Annotated in this window: 15 protein-coding genes and 1 pseudogene; 8 read left to right on the forward strand and 8 right to left on the reverse strand. The window is 64.3% G+C overall.

What is annotated here, in order from left to right; genetic code table 11:
- Positions 1 to 8: 8 nt before the first annotated feature.
- From soxX to JQ587_RS07340, 4 genes are read right to left on the reverse strand one after another with little or no spacing between them, the layout of a single operon-like run.
- Positions 9 to 458: a sulfur oxidation c-type cytochrome SoxX gene (gene soxX, locus JQ587_RS07325; protein ID WP_212424858.1), complete on the reverse strand. Its 450-nt coding sequence runs from the start codon at positions 456 to 458 to the stop codon at positions 9 to 11.
- Positions 451 to 1,734, reverse strand: a complete 1,284-nt coding sequence (locus tag JQ587_RS07330; protein ID WP_212424859.1) for an NAD(P)/FAD-dependent oxidoreductase — start codon at positions 1,732 to 1,734, stop codon at positions 451 to 453. Before JQ587_RS07330 ends, soxX begins: the two co-directional genes overlap by 8 nt.
- Before the next feature lie 45 nt (positions 1,735 to 1,779).
- Positions 1,780 to 3,966 (reverse strand): xanthine dehydrogenase family protein molybdopterin-binding subunit, encoded by a 2,187-nt coding sequence (locus JQ587_RS07335; protein WP_212424860.1) that lies wholly within the window; start codon positions 3,964 to 3,966, stop codon positions 1,780 to 1,782.
- An 11-nt stretch (positions 3,967 to 3,977) separates the two neighbouring features.
- Complete coding sequence (locus tag JQ587_RS07340) at positions 3,978 to 4,427, reverse strand: (2Fe-2S)-binding protein (protein WP_212424861.1); 450 nt, start codon at positions 4,425 to 4,427, stop codon at positions 3,978 to 3,980.
- Positions 4,428 to 4,755: 328 nt separating this feature from the next.
- On the opposite strand from JQ587_RS07340, the gene JQ587_RS07345 reads away from it, so the two are divergent.
- Complete coding sequence (locus JQ587_RS07345) at positions 4,756 to 6,375, forward strand: B12-binding domain-containing radical SAM protein (RefSeq protein ID WP_212424862.1); 1,620 nt, start codon at positions 4,756 to 4,758, stop codon at positions 6,373 to 6,375.
- A 5-nt stretch (positions 6,376 to 6,380) separates the two neighbouring features.
- Here JQ587_RS07345 and JQ587_RS07350 read toward each other — a convergent pair whose 3' ends face one another.
- Positions 6,381 to 7,769 carry an MFS transporter gene (locus JQ587_RS07350; protein WP_212424863.1) on the reverse strand — a complete coding sequence of 463 codons (1,389 nt, stop codon included), beginning with the start codon at positions 7,767 to 7,769 and terminating at the stop codon, positions 6,381 to 6,383.
- A 132-nt stretch (positions 7,770 to 7,901) separates the two neighbouring features.
- On the opposite strand from JQ587_RS07350, the gene JQ587_RS07355 reads away from it, so the two are divergent.
- Positions 7,902 to 8,963: an isocitrate/isopropylmalate dehydrogenase family protein gene (locus tag JQ587_RS07355; RefSeq protein WP_212424864.1), complete on the forward strand. Its 1,062-nt coding sequence runs from the start codon at positions 7,902 to 7,904 to the stop codon at positions 8,961 to 8,963.
- Positions 8,964 to 9,198: 235 nt separating this feature from the next.
- On the opposite strand, the gene JQ587_RS07360 is transcribed toward JQ587_RS07355, so the two are convergent.
- Positions 9,199 to 9,372: a hypothetical protein gene (locus JQ587_RS07360; protein ID WP_212424865.1), complete on the reverse strand. Its 174-nt coding sequence runs from the start codon at positions 9,370 to 9,372 to the stop codon at positions 9,199 to 9,201.
- 121 nt (positions 9,373 to 9,493) lie between these two features.
- Positions 9,494 to 10,237 carry an SDR family NAD(P)-dependent oxidoreductase gene (locus tag JQ587_RS07365; RefSeq protein ID WP_212425047.1) on the reverse strand — a complete coding sequence of 248 codons (744 nt, stop codon included), beginning with the start codon at positions 10,235 to 10,237 and terminating at the stop codon, positions 9,494 to 9,496.
- 144 nt (positions 10,238 to 10,381) lie between these two features.
- Between JQ587_RS07365 and JQ587_RS07370 the strand changes: the two genes are divergently transcribed.
- From JQ587_RS07370 to JQ587_RS07385, 5 genes and pseudogenes are all read left to right on the forward strand, one after another.
- Entirely contained in the window at positions 10,382 to 11,152 is a 771-nt protein-coding gene (locus JQ587_RS07370; RefSeq protein WP_212424866.1) for a methyltransferase domain-containing protein, read from the forward strand.
- Between the two features lie 216 nt (positions 11,153 to 11,368).
- Positions 11,369 to 12,382 carry a DctP family TRAP transporter solute-binding subunit gene (locus tag JQ587_RS07375; RefSeq protein ID WP_212297848.1) on the forward strand — a complete coding sequence of 338 codons (1,014 nt, stop codon included), beginning with the start codon at positions 11,369 to 11,371 and terminating at the stop codon, positions 12,380 to 12,382.
- A 276-nt stretch (positions 12,383 to 12,658) separates the two neighbouring features.
- A pseudogene (locus JQ587_RS37020) lies at positions 12,659 to 13,000 on the forward strand (TRAP transporter small permease); the annotation flags it as partial.
- Between the two features lie 225 nt (positions 13,001 to 13,225).
- Positions 13,226 to 14,509: a TRAP transporter large permease gene (locus tag JQ587_RS37025; RefSeq protein ID WP_349629487.1), complete on the forward strand. Its 1,284-nt coding sequence runs from the start codon at positions 13,226 to 13,228 to the stop codon at positions 14,507 to 14,509.
- Between the two features lie 174 nt (positions 14,510 to 14,683).
- Complete coding sequence (locus tag JQ587_RS07385) at positions 14,684 to 16,612, forward strand: alkyl/aryl-sulfatase (RefSeq protein WP_212424867.1); 1,929 nt, start codon at positions 14,684 to 14,686, stop codon at positions 16,610 to 16,612.
- Positions 16,613 to 16,797: 185 nt separating this feature from the next.
- Here JQ587_RS07385 and JQ587_RS07390 read toward each other — a convergent pair whose 3' ends face one another.
- The gene (locus JQ587_RS07390) at positions 16,798 to 17,868 is read right to left on the reverse strand and encodes a glycosyltransferase family 4 protein (protein WP_212297851.1); all 1,071 of its coding nucleotides are present in this window, start codon (positions 17,866 to 17,868) and stop codon (positions 16,798 to 16,800) included.
- Positions 17,869 to 18,144: 276 nt separating this feature from the next.
- Between JQ587_RS07390 and JQ587_RS07395 the strand changes: the two genes are divergently transcribed.
- Complete coding sequence (locus tag JQ587_RS07395; RefSeq protein WP_212424868.1) at positions 18,145 to 19,908, forward strand: ABC transporter ATP-binding protein; 1,764 nt, start codon at positions 18,145 to 18,147, stop codon at positions 19,906 to 19,908.
- Positions 19,909 to 19,956 lie beyond the last annotated feature (48 nt).

Consider the following 19,956-nt stretch of genomic DNA (forward strand, 5'->3'; position numbering starts at 1 on the left):
GACCATTCCTAGTCCCGAAGTGTTGCAAGATAGGCCACGATGTCCTCGATCTCTGCGGCCGAGAGCACCGGTTTGCCGACGAAATTACGTCCGACGCGGACGAGGCCGTCCGCACGATAATAGGACGGCATGATGGTGTCCGGATTGAAGCGCGAGGCGTCAACCAGCCGAAGCCGCAACTGGCTCACCGTCCAGCGGTTCCCCGCGCCGGTGAGATCAGGCGCAAGGTCGCCCTGGAACCGCGTTTCCGGGAAGGGGCCGGAATGGCAGAGGATGCAGGTCGTTGCGCGCGCCAGCACCAGCACGCGTCCGCGCGCGGCGTCGCCGGGGGCCCCTGTCAGCGAATGCGCGATGCCATTACCGGTGATTTCATAGGGCACGAGTCCCTCGGCGCACGCGTCTGAGACGAACGCAAGGCTGGCAACCAGCACTGCGATGAAGGCTATCGATCTAGCCAAAGGTGTCCGCCGTGATCGTTTGAAACCAGTGCTCGGCATCAGCCGCCTCGCGGGCACGCAGTTCGCGCGGCGCATCGACCGGGCTCGTTGCGCCGCCTTCTACCTCCGCGAAGATGTCGCCTTTCGGCTGGTAGTTGTCGGCAAGCGAGAAGCCGTAACCAGGCGCGACGGTGTTATAGCAGACACCGGTGAGCCGCGGCGCCTCCGGCGCGCGACCGGCGAGCAGGCTGACGATGGCCGCTGCGCAAGCCTTGCCTTGCGCGCTCGCGGCCGACGCTGATTTCGGGATGCCGCCGCCGAGGCAGGCGTCGCCGATGACGTGGACGTTTTCGACCAGCTTTGACTCGAAAGTCACAGGATTGATCGGGCACCAGCCGGTGGCATCCACGGCGCCCGCCACTTCGGCAATGTGGCCGGCGCGCTGCGGCGGGATGACGTTGGCGACGTCAGGCGTGTAGGTGCCGAATTCGGTGACGATGGTCTTGGTCGACGGATCCACGGATGTCACGCGGCCGCCTTGTGACAAGCCGATGCGTTCGATCATGTCGCCGTAGAGCTCCTTCCACGCCTTCTCGAACAGCCGCTGCTGCGAGAAATTGTCCTTGGCATCGAGGATCAGGACTTTCGAGCGCGGTTTCCTGGTCTTCAAATAATGCGCGATCAGGCTGGCGCGCTCGTAGGGCGCCGGCGGACAACGAGAGGGATTGGCGGGGATCGCGATGGCGACCGTGCCACCATCGTCCATCGCCTCCAACTGCCTGCGCAGCAGCAGCGTCTGCGCGCCCGCCTTCCAGGCGTGCGGCATCTTTTCCGATGTGGTCTCGTCATAGCCGGGCAAGGCGTCGAAATGGAAATCGATGCCGGGCGAGAGGACGATACGGTCAAAGGGCAGCGCGACGCCATCGGCCGTCAGGACGCTGCGCTGCTCCGGCGCAATCGTGGTCACGGCCTGGCTGATCACGGTGATGCCCTCGGCGGCGAGCTTGTCATGGCCAAATTGCTGCGCTTCGATCTCGCGCAGGCCCGCGATCACCTCGTTGCTGAAGGGGCAGGAGGTGAAGACCGCATTGGGCTCGATCAGGATGACCTGCAGGTCGGCTTGCGCGCGCTTGAGAGCGCGGGCGCAGGCTGCTCCGCCAAAGCCGCCGCCGACCACGACGATGCGGCCCGTCGATTGCGCGCGCACGACGTGTGGCCGCCCCAATGTTGCGGCTGCGGCGGTGATACCGAGCACGGCAGTTCGCCGTGTCACCGGTCGCGTGGTCATCAGGATCATCCAGGCGAAATGCCGCGGCGGCCGTGATGACCGCCGCGGCGTTTGTTAGGCGAAGGTGATGTTCTGGTCGCGCAGCGGCACCGAGCGGATGCGTTTGCCCGTCGCTGCGAAATAGGCATTGAGCACCGCAGGCGCCGCAACGCCGATGGTCGGCTCGCCGACACCGCCCCAGAAGCCGCCGCTCGGCACCATCACCGCCTCCACCTTCGGCATCTCGTTGATGCGCATCGAGTTGAAGGTGTCGAAGTTGGTTTGCTCGATGCGGCCGTCCTTGACGGTGCAGCCGCCGTAAAACAGTGCCGAGAGGCCATAGACGAAGGAGCCCGCGATCTGCCGTTCCACCTGCGCCGGATTGACGACGTAGCCGGGATCGGTGGAGGCGACGATCCGGTGCACCTTGATCTTGCTGCCGTCGGTCACCGAGATTTCGGCGGCGCCGGCGACATAGCTGCCGTAGCCCATGACCTGCGCAATGCCGCGATAGACGCCTTGCGGCGCCGGCTTGTCCCAGCCGATCTTTTCGGCCACGGCATTAAGCACGGCCAGATGCTTGGGGTGATTGCCCATCAGCTTGCGGCGGAAGGCGAGCGGGTCCTGGCCCGCTTCATGGGCGAGCTCGTCCATGAAGCATTCCATGTAGATCGCGTTGTGATTGACGTTCACGCCGCGCCAGAAGCCGGGCGGAACGTGCGGGTTGCGCATGGAATGCTCGATCAGCAGGTTCGGCACCGCGTAGCCGAACGCGGCCTCGCCGGATTGGGCGACGCCCTGGAAGGCCGCCGGATCCATGCCGTTCTGCAATGCCTCGGGGCGCACCGAGAACAGGATGGATTGCCCGGACAGGCGGTAGTGCAGCGCGACCAGATTGTTGTCGGCGTCGAACGCGCCGGTCATCTTGCATTGGGTGACCGGGTGATACCGGCCATGCGTCATGTCCTCTTCGCGCGACCATAACAATTTGATTGGCGTGCCCGGCATCTGCTTCGCGATCGCGACGGCCTGGCGGACATAATCCGTCATGCCGCGCCGGCCGAAGCCGCCGCCGAGCATCACCTTGTGCACGTCGCACTTCTCCGCCGGCAGGCCGGATGCCTCAAGCACGGCCGCGAAAGCCGCTTCGCCGTTCTGTGTGCCGCACCAGACCTCGCATTTGTCCGCCGTATAGAGCGCGGTGGCGTTCATCGGCTCCATCGTGGCGTGGTTCTGATAGGGATAGTTGTAGACGGCCTCGATCTTCTTCGCGGCGCCGGCCATCGCTGTCTTCACGTCACCGTTCTTGTTGCCGACATAGGCCGGCTGCGCGTCGTCAAGGCCCTCGGCCAGCCATTTCGCAATCGTCTCGCTCGAGACCTTTGCGTTGTCGCCTTCGTCCCAGACGATCGGCAGCGCTTCCAGCGCGGTCTTGGCGTGCCACCATGTGTCGGCAACGACCGCGACCGCGGAATCGCCGACCTTGACGACCTTCTGGACGCCTTTCATGCCGGCGACCTTGGCTTCGTCGAAGCTCTTCACCTTGCCGCCGAACACGGGGCAATCCTTGATCGCGGCGTTCAGCATGCCCGGCAGCTTGATGTCGATGCCGTAGACCATCGTGCCGGTGGTCTTGTCGGTGGTGTCGAGCCGCAGCAGGCCTTTGCCTGCGATGGTCCAGTCCTTGGGATCCTTGAGCTTGACGTCCGCCGGCGGCGTCAGCTTCGCAGCGGTTTCGGCGACCTTGCCATAGGTCGTGGTCTTGCCCGATGCTTTGTGAGTGATGACGCCTTTTTCGACGGTGCATTCGGAGGCCAGCACCTTCCACTCGTCGGCGGCGGCCTGGATCAGCATCACGCGCGCGGTGGCACCGCCCTTACGAACATAGTCCTGCGAGGAGCGGATGCCGCGGCTGCCGCCGGTCGAGAAATCGCCCCAGACGCGTTTGCGGGCGACACTCTGGCCGGGTGTCGGGTACTCGGTCGTGACCTTCGACCAGTCGCATTCGAGCTCCTCGGCAACGAGCTGGGCGAGGCCGGTGAGCGAACCCTGACCCATCTCGGAGCGGGCGATGCGGATCACCACGGTGTCGTCCGGCCTAACCACGACCCAAGCGTTGACCTCGGGCGAGCCGTCGGCTGCGCGGACCACCGCGGGGCCGCCGAAGGGGAGGTCGAGGCCGATGGCGAGGCCCGTGCCGACGGCGGCGGTGCCGATCACGAAGGCGCGGCGGTTCATCTTGGCGGAAACGTGCTTGTTCATATGCCGGCTCCTTAGGCGCTAGCGATCGTGTGGATCGCCTCGCGCACCTGCTGGAAGGTGCCGCAGCGGCAGATATTGGTGATGGCCTCATCGATGTCGGCGTCGGTCGGTTTCGGCTTCTCGCTCAGCAGTGCCGCCACCGCCATGATCATGCCGCTCTGGCAATAGCCGCATTGCGGGACGTCCTTGGCGATCCAGGCCTGCTGCACCTTGTGCAGCGTGCTGCCGGAGGCGAGCCCCTCGATCGTGGTGATCTTCTTGCCCTCGGCCTCACTGATCGAGACCCCGCAGGAGCGGGTGGCGACGCCGTCGATATGGACGGAGCAGGCGCCGCATTGTGCAATGCCGCAGCCATATTTGGTGCCAGTGAGGCCAGCATTCTCGCGGATCGCCCAAAGCAGCGGGGTGTCCGGCTCGACGTCGAGCGTGAAGTTTTTTCCGTTGATTGTTAGGTTTGCCATCGCAAGTCCCCTGATTGGCCCATCCACCGATGGACTCAGCGGCGCAATGTGTCCGGCAAACTGGAACTGTTCAAATCAAGAGTCCGAGGGGCAGCTATCGAAGATTCTCGCGGCTGCGGGAAGATTATGGACCGGGCGGTGTTGTGCGCGTTCTGAGAAGGGCCGGGCCTGTGCCCGGATTGCGCCATCTCCCTGGACGCCGGTGGCTTGGTCTGAGGCGACGTCGGGGCGCGAAGAAAGCGCGACAGCTTGTCCCTTTTGCCTGGGTGCAAGACCACGATGCTTTGCTACACTGACTCAAAGCCTCTAAGAGTTCCATGGGAGTTTCGTGAACGTGCCGCAGCCCTGCAACGTGCTCATGCTCTATCCGCTGTTCACCGCGGAGTCCTTCTGGAGTTTTGGCGAGTCCTGCAAGCTGATGGGGGTGCGGCGCCCTGCTGCGCCGCTCGGCCTCATCACCGTTGCGGCGATGTTGCCGGAGAGCTGGACTGTCCGGCTCATCGATTGCAACACGCAAACCTTCGGCGACGACGATCTCGCCTGGGCCGACGTGGTCTTCACCGGCGGCATGCTGCCGCAGCAGGCCGACACGCTGCTTCTGATCGACAAGTGCCACGCCGCGGACAAACCGGTGGTGGTCGGCGGGCCAGATCCGACGTCGAGCCCTCACATCTATGCCAGCGCGGACTTCCTGGTGCTTGGTGAGGCCGAGGGCGTCATCCACGAATTCATCGCAGCTTGGGACAGTGGCAAGCGCGCCGGAGTCTTCACCGCGCCCAAATTCCAGGCCGATGTTACCCGGACGCCGGTGCCGCGCTTCGATCTGCTCAAGTTCGAGGACTATCTCTATCTCGGTGTGCAGTATTCGCGCGGTTGTCCGTTCACCTGCGAGTTCTGCGACATCATCGAGCTCTATGGCCGCGTGCCGCGGACCAAGACGACCGAGCAGATGTTCGTCGAACTCGAGCGGCTCTACCAGATGGGTTATCGCGGCCATCTCGACTTCGTCGACGACAATTTCATCGGCAACAAGAAGTCGCTGCGCCAATTCCTGCCCCAACTCGCCGAATGGCAGCGCGCGCACGGCTATCCCTTCGAGCTGTCGACCGAAGCCTCCGTCAATCTGGCCGACGATCCCGAATTGCTGGAGCTGATGGGCGCGGCGAATTTCTTCGGCATCTTCGTCGGCATCGAAAGTCCGGATCCCGCAACGCTGGTCGCAATGCGGAAGAAGCAGAACACGCGGCGCAACATCGCCGAGAGCATCCACAAGATCTACGCCGCCGGCATGCTCGTCACCGCCGGCTTCATCGTCGGCTTCGACAACGAGAAGGTCTCGATGGCGGATGCGATGGTCGATTTCATCGAGGAGGCCGCGATTCCCGTCGCCATGGTTGGCCTGCTCTATGCCTTGCCGAACACGCAGCTCACGCGGCGGCTCGCCAAGGAAGGCCGTCTGCATCCGGACCATGATCTCGCCTCGACGACCGGCGGCGACCAGTGCACCGGCGGCATCAATTTCGATCCGGTGCGGCCGCTACGCGATATCCTGAAGGACTACAGGAACGTGCTGGAGCGGATCTATAGTCCAGCCGCCTATGCGAGGCGTGTCGACAAGCTGATGACGCTGCTCGACCGCTCGAGGCAGCGCCATGAGCTCGCCGAGGGCGACATCCGCGCGCGGGTCGGGGCGATGGAGACGGTGCATCGTGTGGTCACCGCAATCCCCGAAGCACGCGGGCCGCTCTGGCAGACCTTCATGAATTGCGCCAAGCGCGACACCTCGTCGGCACGCATCGCCGTGCAGATGATCGCGGCCTATGCCCATCTCGGACCGTTCTCGCGCAAGGTCATCGATGCCATCGACGCGCGCTTGGCCGCGCTCGACGACGAGCCGGTGATCCCGGCGCCGGCGATTGACGTCACGGCGGCACGACACTTGGCCTGAACGTCTTACTTCACGGCCAATCGCAGGAAGCTCATCACGCTGCCGAGCGCGGCAAAGCCTGCCCCGAGCGCCAGCGCGACGGTGGCGCCGTTGTGGCCGGCGAGCGCGAAGCACGCCGCGGCAAGCGCTGCGCCGGTCGTCTGCCCGGTCAGGCGCGCGGTGGCGACGATGCCGGAGGCACTCCCGCCGCGATGCGGCGGTGCGCTTGACATGATCGCCTTCATGTTCGGCGCCTGGAAGAAGCCAAAGCCCATGCCGCAGATCATGATCCGCCAGACGATATCAGGAATGCCTGGATTCGCCGGCAGCAACGCGAGCAGCGCCATGCCGAGGCCGAGCAGAATGAGGCCGACGCCGCCGAGGAGACCGACCGGATGGCGATCGGAGAGGCGTCCGGCGATCGGCGCCATGATGCCGACGACCAGCGGCCACGGCGTCATGAAGAACCCGGTCTCGACCTGGGAGCGCCCGAGCACGTCCTCGAAGTAGAACGGCAGCGAGACGAAGGCGAGGCCTTGCACCGCGAAGGAGCAGACCGCCGTCGCCGCCGACAACGCAAACATCGGCCGGCTGAACAAATCGATCGGCAGCATCGGCGCGGGATGATCGGCGTGCCGCCGCGTCAGGATGAAGCCGAGCGAGAGCGCCGTGACCAGCTCGACGGTCACGACGACCGGCGACAGATTATGCGCGGCGCTGCCGATGCCCGTGATGAACAGGCCGAGGCAGATTGCGGTGAGAAGCGCGCCGAGGAAATCAAAACCGTGATCGGCGCGCGGCGTCTTCGGCAGCATCGCAAAACCGATGCCGGTGGCGACGAGGCCGAAGGGGATGTTGACGGCGAACAGCCACGGCCACGGGCCAACCGCAAGGATCGCAGATGCGATCGAAGGGCCGAAGGTGAAGGCGGTTGCAACCACGAGTGCATTGTGGCCGAAGCCGCGGCCCTGCATCCGGCCGGGGTAGACGAAGCGCACCAGCGCGGTGTTGACGCTCATGATGCCGCTGGCGCCCAGGCCCTGCAGCGTGCGTGCGACCAGCAGGCTGTCCAGCGACCAGGCGACCGCGCAGAGCAGCGAAGCGACGGTGAACAGCACGAGGCCGCCGAGATAGATGCGCTGGTGCCCGACGATCTCGCCGAGCGCGCCGAGTGGCAGCAGGGTCGCGATCAGCGCGATCTGGTAGACGTTGACCACCCAGACCGACTGCTCCGGGCTGACATGCAGATCAGCCGCGATCGCGGGCAGCGCGATGTTGGCGATCGCGGTGTCGAGCGAGGCCATCGCCAGCGCGGTGAAGATTGCGGCGATCGCCCAGCGGCGTTGCTCGGCCGGCAGGCCATCGGCAACTGGACGATCGGGCTCGCGCGCAGCGGCAGGTAACGTGATTGTCATTGCCTTGCGCTTTGCTCCGGCGGCCTGGCTTTGGTGGGGTTTTCGCATGTACTACGCTTGGGGCGGCTTCCACAGGCATATGCTTGCATGCATTGTATGCGCGAAGGTCAGGCGCTCTCATGGGGAATCACCATGCACATCGTCGTCCTGCCGGGGGACGGCATCGGACCGGAGATCACGGCCGCGACATTGGGCGTGCTGCGCGCGGCGTCTGAACGCTTCCAGCTCAATCTGCGGCTGGAGGAGCACGCGGTCGGGCATGCGAGCCTGAAGCTGTCAGGCACCACGGTGCGCCCCGAGCTGCTCGACATCGTTCGCGCCGCCGACGGCCTGATCCTGGGACCGACCGCGACCTTCGACTTCAAGGATGAGGCGCATGGCGAGATCAACCCGTCGCGCCACTTCCGCAAGAACCTCGATCTCTACGCCAATGTCAGGCCTGCGCGCACCTATACCGGACGGCCCGGCCGCATCGGCGATTTCGACCTCGTCGTGGTGCGCGAGAACACCGAAGGGTTTTACGCCGACCGCAACATGGAGCAGGGTAACGGCGAGATGCTGGTCACGTCCGACGTCGTGATCTCGCTGCGCCGGATCACGCGCCTCTGCTGCGAGCGCATTGCGCATGCCGCTTGCCGGCTGGCGATGAAGCGGCGCAAGCATCTCACCATCGTGCACAAGGCCAACGTGCTCAAGATCGGCGACGGCATGTTTCTGGACATTTGCCGCGAGGTGGCGAGGTCCTATTCCGGCCTTGCGGTCGACGACATCCTGGTCGACGCCATGATGGCGCATGTGGTGCGCAACCCCGAACGCTTCGACGTCATCGTTGCCACCAACATGTTCGGCGACATCCTGTCCGATCTCACGGCGGAGCTCTCGGGCAGCCTCGGCCTCGGCGGCTCGCTCAATGTCGGCGACCGCTACGCGATGGCGCAGGCCGCGCACGGCTCGGCGCCCGACATCGCAGGGCAGGACGTCGCCAACCCGGTCTCACTGATCCTCTCGACGGCGCTGCTGCTCGGCTGGCACGGCGAGAGAAGCGGCGCGGTCCGCTACGAGGAAGCGGCGCGTGCGATCGAGGCGGCGGTGGCGAAGGCGATTGGCGAGGGCAGGGCGACACGCGACGTCGGCGGCAAGCTCGGCACCATCGCAGCGGGCGCCGCGATCGCGGAGATCCTGCAGGCGGAATGAGCAGCGCCTGACTTTTTTCTGCTTTTTCTTTCGAGCCCGAACCGGATAGCTCGAAAACAACCCCATGCACAGTAGAAGGCCCCTTGAACGACAGGGGTTTTCAGACGACTTCGCCGCGACCTCTGGCGCTTCGGCGAAGTTGACACGTCGGGCAAAACACCGGCACGATGTCATCATGGGCGATCGCGTTGACGATCATGCCGCGTGCGCTCGGATGTGCATGGCTCTTCGCCTTTCACGCGTTGAAATACGGTAGCGTGCAGACGAGGCGGTCCTGCGCGGGACCATCGGGACGTTCAAACCGGACGTGCGCGCCAGGATGGTCGATGGAATCGAACGGACCGCCAGGGCGGTCGCCGCCATCGCGAACGCTCCGGCATCGGATGTCATCATCACCGAAGGCGGTCATCAACGATCCCGCCCTGGTCGCGACCGCCGAGAAGGCAGAGAAACCCGCGTTTGGCGAGAAGCGGAGTCTGTCGCCGGCGATCACCCCGAGCGCGTCCGGGACACGGGAGATTTGCGCTAAGTTAGAACTGATACCGTCGCAATCCCCCATCCACCGGGATCACCGTTCCCGTGATGTAGCGCGCCACTGGCGATGCCAGGAACACTGCGAGCGCGGCGAGGTCCTCCGGCTCGCCCCAATAGCCGACCGGAATCTCCTCCTCGGCAAAGCGCTCGCGATAATCCGGCGGATAGTTGCGGCGGATCTGCTCGCTCATGATGCGGCCGGGCGGGATGCAGTTGATGGTGATGCCGTGCTCGCCGATCTCGCGCGACAGGCCCTTGGCCCAGGCGTGGACGGCGGCCTTCGCGGCGAAGGCGGCGTTGAGGCCTTCCGGCTCGGACTTGCCGGTGATGTTGACGATGCGGCCCCATTTGCGGTCGATCATCTGCGGCAGCAGCGCATGGGCGATGCGGCGATAACTGGTGAAATTGAGCGCGATCGCCTCGTCCCATTTGCTGTCGGGCGCATCGACCGGCAAGGGGCGGCTGCCGCCGGCATTGTTGATGAGGATGTCGACATGGCCGAGCTCGCTCACGGCGAAGGCTGCGATCCTCTCGGCGGCGTCCTTGGCCATCACGTCCTGCTCGAGCGGCGTGATCAAGCCGCCGCCGACCTCCTGCACGAGTTCGGCGAGCAGGTCGGTCCGCCGCGCCACGCCGACGACGCGCACGCCTTCGGCAGCCAAGCCCTTGGCGATGGCACGGCCGATGCCGATGCTCGCTCCGGTGACAACAGCGGTTTTCGATTTGAGCCCGAGGTCCATGGTCACACGCTCTCTTGATGGGGTCTTGCTTCTTGGTTTCGTTTCCAGGCCGTCCCGCGGGCTCTACCGAATTGCCTGGGCGGGACGAGCAGTGGTAACCAAGAGGCCTCGCGAAGGAAACACCAAAAAGAAAAGGCTCGACCAATGGTCTGGGATCCGCAGCAATATCTGAAATTCTCCGGCCACAGGCTCCGGCCCGCGGTCGACCTGTTGATGCGCATTCCCGACGTCGGCCCGCGCACGGTCGCGGACCTCGGCGCTGGCGCCGGCAATGTCACCAAGCTGATCAAGGAGCGCTGGCTCTCGGCCGCGGTGACCGGCGTCGAAGGCTCGGCCGAGATGGTTGCAGCGGGGCGCAAAGCCGCGCCTGAGGTGGAATGGTCACATGAAGACCTCGGCCATTGGCACCCCGCCAAGCAATATGACGTCGTCTATTCCAATGCCGCACTGCACTGGCTGCCCAATCACGCGGCACTCTTCCCCTCGGTGATGGAGAAGGTCGCGCCCGGCGGGATACTTGCGGTGCAGATGCCGCGCAACTTCCTGGCGCCGTCGCATGTCCTGATCGGCGAGACCGCCCTGAATGGGCCCTGGCGGTCCAAGGTCGAGCACCTCGTGACGCCGCCGCCGGTGGAGGGGCCGGCCTTTTATCACGATTTGCTCGCGCCGCTGTCCGAGAACATCGATATCTGGGAGACCGAATATCTCCAGGTGCTCGAAGGCGAAAATCCCGTGAAGGAATGGACCAAGGGCACCTGGCTGACGCGGTATCTCGATGTGCTCGAGGGCGACGAGAAGGCGGCGTTCGAAGCGGCCTACGGGACGCGGGTGGCCAAGGCCTATCCCAAGAATGAAGCGGGGCAGACGCTGTTCCCGTTCAGGCGGCTGTTCATGGTCGCCCAGCGCAAAAGTTAATCGTCTTTTCTGCGATGCGACATAAGCGCTCGCTCCCCGGGGCGGGGCGAGCGCCGGGTTGCGCATGCGACCGCCATCAAGATAGCCTCCCTGCGGCATAGCTTCGCTGCGGCAAATTGGGCTTAGGTCTAGTTGTTCGGCGTGCGGATTGCTGCCACTACTGAAACCGTAAAACAAAAAAGAACCCGGTTTCCGAGGTTGTTGGGGAGGTCCTTCATGCGCAAACTGCTCTTTGCGGTCGCGGCTGCCGCGTTCGCTTTGGCTCCGGTCCTGTCTTCGGACTTGGCTCAGGCTCAAAGCCCGATCATCATCAAGTTCAGCCACGTCGTGGCCAACGATACGCCGAAGGGCAAGGGCGCGCTCAAGTTCAAGGAGCTCGCCGAGAAGTACACCGACGGCAAGGTCAAGATCGAAGTCTACCCGAACTCCTCGCTCTACAAGGACAAGGAGGAGATCGAGGCGCTGCAGCTCGGTTCGGTGCAGATGCTGGCGCCTTCGACTGCGAAATTCGCCCCGCTCGGCATCAAGGAGTTCGAGGCGCTCGACCTGCCCTGGTTGTTCAAGGACGACGCGACTTATTCCAGCGCGATGAAGGGCACTGTCGGCAAATGGCTGTTCCAGAAGCTGGAGGCCAAGGGCATCACTGGACTCGCCTATTGGGACAATGGCTTCCACATGGTGTCGTCGAATCGCCCGCTGATGAAGCCGGAGGATTTCAAGGGCCTGAAATTCCGTATCTCCGGATCCAAGATCGCCGATCAGTATTTCCGTCTGATGGGCTCGATCCCGCAGATCATGGCGTTCTCCGAAGTCTATCAGGCGCTGCAGACCGGCGTGGTCGACGGCTGCGAGAACACGGCGTCCAACTATCTGACGCAGAAGTTCTACGAGGTGCAGAAGGACATCACGGTGTCCTATCACGCGCATCTGCAATACGCCGTCATCGTCAACTCGAAATTCTGGTCCGGCCTGCCGCCTGACATCCGCACCCAGCTCGACAAGGCGATGGCGGAGGCGACCGACTATACCAACCAGATCGCGCACCAGGAGAACGAGGACGCGCTGGCCGAGATCAAGAAGGCGGGCAAGACCACGCTGCATTATCTGAGCGACGCCGATCGCAAGGCGTGGCAGGAGGCGATGCAGCCGACCTATAAATGGGCGAAGGGCCGGGTTGGACAGGAAGTGCTCGACCTCATCTCCAAGGAACTCGACGTCAAGATGAACTGACGCGTTTCCCGGAAAAGCAAATAACAACGGTCGGGAGTGAACGCTCCCGACCGTTTCGCATCGATAGGGGGACTCAATTTGCTGCGCGTGCTCAACCAGGTGCTCAATCATCTCGAAGAATGGTTGATCGCGACGCTCATTGCGGCTGCAACCGGACTGATCTTCATCGCCGTCGTGCACCGCTACGGTGCGGGCGAATCGATCAACCTGTCGCGATGGGCCACCGCGCACGGGATGACCTGGCTGGCATCGCTGTCGATGGCGGTGTTTACCTTCATGTCCGAGCTGGACCTGTCCTGGGCGCAGGAACTCTGCATCTACATGTTCATCTGGATGGCGAAGTTCGGCGCGGCCTATGGCGTGCGCACCGGCATCCATGTCGGCGTCGATCTGCTCGTCAACCGCCTGCCCGAGCACTCGCGCAAGCACGTCATCCTGTTCTCGCTGCTGTGCGGCGCGCTGTTCACCGGCATGATCGCCACCTTCGGTGCCTCCTTTGTCAGCGAGATGTTCAAGACCGGCCAGCAGTCGAACGATCTCGAAGCGCCGATGTGGTTCGTCTATCTGGCGATCCCGCTCGGTTCAGGCCTGATGTGCTTCCGCTTCCTCCAGGTCTCCTGGTCCTATCTCCGGACCGGTGAACTGCCGCATCATGACGAGGCCCATGTCGAGGGCGTGCAGGCCGACGGCTCGCCAGTGCTGCATCCGCAGCCGGCCGGTGCGGCAACGAAGGCTGCCTCGCGAAAGGTGTCGCCGCTCGGCGTCATCCTGATCATGGCGCCGGTCCTGATCTTCGCGCTCTGCCTTGCCGAGAAGACCGGCTTCATCGTGCTGCCGCACTGGATGCGCGCGGCGACCGTGTTCGCGCTTCTGATCGCGCTGATGCTGACCGGCATCCCGGTTTCGATCGCGCTCGGTCTCACCGTGATGACGTTCCTGTTCACGCTGACCGCGGTGCCGATCGAAGCCGTCTCGATGAAGCTCTTCACCGGCATCGAGGGCTTCGAGATCATGGCGATCCCGTTCTTCATCCTCGCCGGCAATTTCCTCACCCATGGCGGCGTCGCGCGGCGCATGATCAATTTCGCGACCTCGCTGATCGGGCATTGGCACGGCGGCCTCGGCCTCGCCGGCATCGTCGCCTGCGCGATGTTCGCGCTGGTCTGCGGCTCGAGCGTGGCGACGGTCGCCGCGATCGGCGCCATCGTGCTGCCGGAGATGGTCCGTCACGGCTATCCCATGCGCTTCGGCGCCGGCATCATCACCGTCGCCGGCTCGCTCGGCATCTTGATGCTGCCGTCGATCCCGAAGATCGTCTACGCGGTGTCGACCAACACCTCGATCGGCGCGCTGTTCGTCGCGGGCCTGCTGCCCGGCATCCTCCTGACGACGATGCTCTGCATCGTCACCTGGTGGCTCGCGCGCAAGCGCGACTATCCGCGGCTGCCGAAGGCGACCTGGGGCGAGACCGTCCACGCCTTCCGCGAGAGCATCTGGGGATTGATGCTGGTCGTCATCATCATCGGCGGCATTTATAGCGGCCTGTTCACCGCGACCGAAGCCGCCGCAATGGCCGCGGTCTATTCCTTCATCATCGCGGTGTTCGTCTACAAGGCGATCAAGATGTCGGACGTGCCGCGGGTGCTGCTGCGCGCCGCCAACACCAGCGCGATGCTGCTCTACATCGTCACCAACGCGGTGCTGTTCTCCTTCGTGCTCTCCAACGAGAACCTGCCGGCGACGCTCGCCGACTGGATCGCGGCGCAAAACCTCGGCTGGGTCGGCTTCCTCCTGGTCGTCAACGTGCTGCTGCTGCTCGCCGGCAACTTCATGGAGCCGAACTCGATCATCCTGATCATGGCGCCGATCCTGGCGCCGGCGGCCAAGAAGCTCGGCATCGACCTCGTCCATTTCGGCATCGTCATGGACGTCAACATGGAGGTCGGCCTCTGCCATCCGCCCGTCGGCTTGAACCTCTACGTCGCATCGATGATCGCGCGAATGCGCATCACGGATCTCGCGGGAGCGGTGATGCCGTGGCTGCTCACCATGCTCGGCTTCCTCGTCATCGTGACCTATTGGCCCGATTTGACGCTGTGGCTGCCGCGGGTGCTGGGGATGCACTGAGGGGCATCTCGCAGCCCGGATGGAGCGAAGCTTAATCCGGGTTTTTGCACGTTTCGATAGATGGCCCCGGATTGCGCTTCGCTCCATCCGGGCTAAACATCAGTCCTCCACCGACGATGGCAATCGACCGCGAGATGCGGTTAGATGCCGCGCATCAGGCCGGGAGGACGCAAAATGACTGAATTCAGCAGCGAGCCGAAGGACGCAACGCCGTCCGTCATTGCGCAGCATCGGGCGATGCTGAATGCGCTGCCGTTTTCCGACACGCGGGATTTCGACGACGCTGCGCGCGGCTTTCTCGGCACGATCGAGCACGCGAAGATTACGAATCCGCAAGGGCGAACGGTCTGGAGCCTCGAGCCTTATGGCTTTCTGTCCGCTGCGGAGGCGCCGCCGACGGTCAATCCCAGCCTGTGGCGGCAGTCGCGGCTCAACATGCAGCACGGCCTGTTCGAGGTCGTCCCCGGCGTCTACCAGGTGCGCGGCCTCGACATCGCCAACATGACGCTGATCGAGGGCGACAGCGGCGTCATTGTCGTCGACACCCTGACCTCGATCGAGGGCGCGCGCGCCGCGCTCGATCTCTACTTTCGGCATCGCGGCCTGAAGCCGGTCGCGGCCGTCATCTTCACCCACACCCACACCGATCACTGGGGCGGCGCGCGCGGCGTGCTGGAGGAGGATGCGCTGGCGACCGGGCGCGTGCCGATCATCGCGCCGAACCTGTTCATGGAGCACGCGGTCTCGGAGAACATCATTGCGGGGCCCGCGATGTTGCGCCGGGCGCAATATCAGTTCGGGCCGTTCCTCGCCAAGGGCGTGCGCGGGCAGGTCGACAACGGGCTCGGCAAGTCGATGGCCGCCGGAGGCGTTGCGCTGCTGCGGCCGACCGATCTGATCGTGGCGACCGGCGACAGGCGCGTCATCGACGGCGTCGAGTTCGAATTCCAGATGGCGCCCAACAGCGAAGCGCCGGCGGAGATGCACTTCTTCCTTCCGCGCTACAAGCTTCTGAACCTCGCCGAGAATTGCACGCATAATTTCCACAATCTGCTGCCGTTCCGCGGCGCCGACGTGCGCGACGCGCTGGCCTGGTCGAAGTACCTGGGCGAAGCCTTGCATCTGTGGGGCGGCAAGGCGGAAGCGATGTGCGGCCAGCATCACTGGCCGGTGTGGGGACGCGAACGGATCGACACCATGATCCGCGAGCAGCGCGACCTCTACAAATTCGCGCACGACCAGACCATCCGCCTGATGAACCATGGCCTGAATGCCGCCGAGATCGCCGAGACCATCCAGTTGCCGAAGAGCCTTGAAGGTGCCTGGCACGGCCGCGGCTATTACGGCCACATCCGCCATAACGTGAAGGCGATCTACCAGAAATATCTCGGCTGGTACGACGCCAATCCGGTCAACCTCGATCCGCTGCCGCCGGTGGAGTCGGGCAAGAAGTATGTCGAGTACATGGGCGGCGCGGATGCGATCCTGGCGCGGGCGCGCAAGGACTTTGACAAGGGTGAGTTCCGCTTCGTCGCGCAGGCGCTCGGCCATCTCGTCTTCGCCGAGCCGGACAATCAGGCGGCGCGCGCATTGCTGGCGGATACGCTGGAGCAGCTCGGCTATGCCGCCGAGAGCTCGACCTGGCGCAACGCCTATTTGTTCGGCGCGCAGGAGTTGCGGCAAGGCATGCCGAAGACTCCGCCGCGCCCGCCGATGCCGCGCGAGACGCTGGCGGCGCTGCGCACCTCACAGCTCTGGGACGTGCTCGGGATTCGCCTCAACGGCCCGAAGGCGGAGGGAAAGCACATCGTGCTGAACTGGAGCTTTTCCGACACCGGCGAGACGTTCGTGCTCAACCTCGAAAACTGCGCGCTCACCTATACGGAAGGCGTGCAGGCCGACAACGCCGATGCCAGCTTCACGCTGGCGCACGCCACGCTGGATGAGGTGATCGCGAAGCTGACGAGCTTTCCGGAGGCCGTCGCTGCCGGCAAGGTCAAGCTGTCCGGCAACCCGATGAAGCTCGCCGAGCTGATGGGGCTGATGGACGAATTCCCGCGGATGTTCGAGATCGTCGAGCCGAAGCGGACGGTGGTGGTGTAGGGCACCGCTGGCGCGACATATTCAGGGTCGTCCCGGCGAAGGCCGGGACCCATAACCCCAGGGAGAAGTCGTGTGGCGAGACTGGTCACTCCGAGTCTTCGCCAAACTATCGCTGCGGCGTATGGGTCCCGGATCGGCGCGCGCTTTGGGCGCGCTTGTCCGGGACGACACCTTTTATGGGTCTACTACTCCGCGCTGCTCACCAGCTTGATCCGTGGCGCGGTGGCCTCGGTCAGGCTGCGATAGGCGGCGAGATAGTCGAGCGCCATCCGCCGCGCCGTAAAGCGCTTCTCGAACTGCTTGCGGATGGCTGTGCGGTCGAGTTGCGCGAGGCGGCCCACCACGCCGGCGGCGCTGAGGATGTCCTCGACCACGAAGCCGGTGAGGCCCTCGTCGATGATCTCGGGTACCGAGCCGCGGTTGAAGGCGACGACCGGCGTGCCGCAGGCCATCGCCTCGATCATCACCAGGCCGAACGGCTCCGGCCAGTCGATCGGCAGCAGCAGGCCGAGTGCACCGCTCAGGAAGTCGGACTTCTCGTGATCGCTGATCTCGCCGATGAAATCCACCAGCGGATTGTTCTGGATCATCGGCTTGATCAGTTCGTCATAGTAATCCTGATCGGCCCGATCGACCTTCGCCGCGATCTTCAGTGGGATGCCGCAATGCATCGCGATCTTGATGGCGCGGTCGACGCCTTTCTCCGGCGCGATACGGCCGAGCACGGCGAGATATTCCTGTTTCGCCGGCTTCGGCCTCAGCAGGTTCTCCGGCAGGCCGTGATGGATCGTCGTCACCCAGTTCGCCTGCGGCACCGGCCGCCGCTGCGCGTTCGAGATCGAGATCACCGGCATCTTGGAGAAGGTGCTGAAGACCGGCTGATGCTCCGGCAGGTCGAGCCGGCCGTGCAGCGTGGTCAGGAACGGCGTCGGCTGCCGGTAGAACAGCGACCACGGATAATAGTCGAGATGGAAGTGGAGGAAGTCGAACTCCTCGTCGTCACATTTCTGCCGCACCCGCTCCAGCAGCACCATGTGCAGCGCGTTGGGATCGCGCACGGAACCGTCGAGACGCAGCGCCCGCGGCCATAGCGCGTCCAGCTTTGCCGACGTCTGGGAATCGCCACTGGCGAACAGCGTCACATCGTGTCCAAGGGCAACCAACTCTTCCGTCAACCAATGCACCACCCGCTCGGTGCCGCCATACAGCTTGGGTGGAACAGCCTCCGTCAACGGAGCTACCTGCGCGATGCGCATCTCACCATCTCCTCTGCGATCATTGAACGTTGAAACCCCCAGCGCGTCGGCACCGGCTATGCCAGCCAAGGGAACGTTTCCGCACTTGCGAAGTTCCCCTCAACAAACGTTACTTATTGGACACATCGCGCGCGTGTCTCGATGCTGCCATCGCATCATCTCAGATCGTCCGCATCCGCATGTCGTGATGACATTGCCCGGGAACCGAGGCGAACTGGTCGATGTTCAATCGGCCAGTAAGAAAAATTGGATCATCATAACGGGGTCAAGTGTCACATGGATCATCTTTCTGGATACGCGCGCAGGCCATTTGCCTTTGTCTTGCGCTATCTTAGGCGGCGGCTCGCGTCGCATCTGGTGATCCTCACCGCCGTCGTTGCGGCGGTTGCCTGCTCCGTGGGCACGCAGTACGGCGTTAAATCCCTCGTCGATAGTTTGTCGGCGGGAACCTCGCATGGTGGCAGCGTATGGCTGGCATTCATCCTGCTCATGTCGCTGATCACCGCCGATAACTTTCTGTGGCGGATCGCGAGCTGGACGGCGAGCTTCACCTTCGTTCGGGTCACGGGCGATTTACGCCGTGACATATTTCGTCATCTGACCGGGCACGCGCCGAGCTATTTCTCGGACCGGATGCCGGGCATGTTGACCAGCCGCATTACGGCCACATCCAATGCCGTGTTCACCGTCGAGAACATGTTCGTCTGGAATGTGTTGCCGCCGTGCATTGCCACAGTTGCGGCCATCATGCTGATTGGAACCGTCAGCCCTTACATGGCCCTCGGCCTGATCGTGATCGCCGGTGGCATGGTAGTCGCGATGTTCCATCTGGCCGCGGCCGGCAAGCCGCTGCATGACGATTTCGCCGACAAGGCGGCCGTGGTCGACGGTGAGATGATCGACGTCATCAGCAATATGCCGCTGGTCCGCGCCTTCTGCGGCATCGGCCACGAGCATGAGCGCTTCGACGCGACGGTGAACCGTGAGCTCACGGCGCGAGGGCGGAGCCTGCGCTATCTGGAGAAGCTGCGGCTCACTCACGCCGGCGTGACCGTCGTCCTGACGGTGGCGCTGATGGCCTGGGCGATCACGCTCTGGCAGCAGGGCGAGGCGACCACCGGCGATGTCGTCCTGGTCTGCACGCTCGGCCTGTCGATCCTCAACGCGACGCGCGATCTCGCGGTGGCGCTCGTGGACGTCACCCAGCACGTCGCGCGCCTGACCGAGGCGATCGCCACGCTCCTGGTGCCGCATGAATTGCGTGATCATCCCGAGGCCGAGCCGCTGGTCAAGAGCGGCGCCGCGATCGCGTACAACAACGTCACCTTCGGCTATCCCGGCGCTGAGAAGATTTTTGAGCGGTTCAGCCTGCGGCTGCAGCCGGGCCAGCGCGTCGGTTTGGTCGGTCAGTCCGGCGGCGGCAAATCGACCTTGTTTACACTGCTGCAGCGCTTCTACGACGTGGACGAAGGCAGCATCACGGTCGACGGCCAGGACATCTCCATGGTGACGCAACAGAGCCTGCGCGAGGCGATCTCCGTCGTGCCGCAGGACATCTCCCTGTTCCATCGCTCCATTCGCGAGAACATCCGCTATGGCCGGCCCAACGCGACCGACGACGAGGTGCTGCGCGCGGCGATCGCGGCGCGCTGCGACTTCATCGACAGCCTGCCCGAAGGTCTCGACACCATGGTCGGCGACCGCGGCGTCAAAATGTCCGGCGGCCAGCGCCAGCGCATCGCGATCGCGCGCGCCTTCCTCAAGGACGCGCCGATCCTGCTGCTCGACGAGGCCACTGCGGCGCTCGACAGCGAATCCGAAGAAGCGATCCGCGAGGCGCTGACGCGGCTGATGCGCGGCCGCACCGTGATCGCGATCGCGCATCGCCTGGCCACGCTGCGCAATTTCGACCGCGTGGTCGTGCTCAGGAACGGCAAGATCATCGAGGATGGCGCGCCCGACCGGCTGATGCAGGGCCACGGTCCGTATCGTGAGCTGGTGACGCAGGAAATGAGCCGGCTCGCGAAGGTCGCCGCGTAAGCCCGATAGTTGCGTTTGCGTTGGTCGCGTTCGCAAAACAAGACGCAG

The sequence above is a fragment of the Bradyrhizobium manausense genome (assembly GCF_018130615.1).
Lineage (GTDB): Bacteria > Pseudomonadota > Alphaproteobacteria > Rhizobiales > Xanthobacteraceae > Bradyrhizobium > Bradyrhizobium manausense_A.

What these genes read in the sequence shown, in the direction of transcription:
- JQ587_RS07365 (WP_212425047.1), bottom strand. Translation starts at nt 10,237, where the DNA reads ATGGACCTCGGGCTCAAATCGAAAACCGCTGTTGTCACCGGAGCGAGC.
- JQ587_RS07390 (WP_212297851.1), bottom strand. Translation starts at nt 17,868, where the DNA reads ATGCGCATCGCGCAGGTAGCTCCGTTGACGGAGGCTGTTCCACCCAAG.
- JQ587_RS07360 (WP_212424865.1), bottom strand. Translation starts at nt 9,372, where the DNA reads ATGACCGCCTTCGGTGATGATGACATCCGATGCCGGAGCGTTCGCGAT.
- JQ587_RS07335 (WP_212424860.1), bottom strand. Translation starts at nt 3,966, where the DNA reads ATGAACAAGCACGTTTCCGCCAAGATGAACCGCCGCGCCTTCGTGATC.
- JQ587_RS07395 (WP_212424868.1), top strand. Translation starts at nt 18,145, where the DNA reads ATGGATCATCTTTCTGGATACGCGCGCAGGCCATTTGCCTTTGTCTTG.
- JQ587_RS07350 (WP_212424863.1), bottom strand. Translation starts at nt 7,769, where the DNA reads ATGACAATCACGTTACCTGCCGCTGCGCGCGAGCCCGATCGTCCAGTT.
- JQ587_RS07330 (WP_212424859.1), bottom strand. Translation starts at nt 1,734, where the DNA reads ATGATCCTGATGACCACGCGACCGGTGACACGGCGAACTGCCGTGCTC.
- JQ587_RS07370 (WP_212424866.1), top strand. Translation starts at nt 10,382, where the DNA reads ATGGTCTGGGATCCGCAGCAATATCTGAAATTCTCCGGCCACAGGCTC.
- JQ587_RS07375 (WP_212297848.1), top strand. Translation starts at nt 11,369, where the DNA reads ATGCGCAAACTGCTCTTTGCGGTCGCGGCTGCCGCGTTCGCTTTGGCT.
- JQ587_RS07385 (WP_212424867.1), top strand. Translation starts at nt 14,684, where the DNA reads ATGACTGAATTCAGCAGCGAGCCGAAGGACGCAACGCCGTCCGTCATT.
- JQ587_RS37025 (WP_349629487.1), top strand. Translation starts at nt 13,226, where the DNA reads ATGCGCGCGGCGACCGTGTTCGCGCTTCTGATCGCGCTGATGCTGACC.
- JQ587_RS07340 (WP_212424861.1), bottom strand. Translation starts at nt 4,427, where the DNA reads ATGGCAAACCTAACAATCAACGGAAAAAACTTCACGCTCGACGTCGAG.
- JQ587_RS07355 (WP_212424864.1), top strand. Translation starts at nt 7,902, where the DNA reads ATGCACATCGTCGTCCTGCCGGGGGACGGCATCGGACCGGAGATCACG.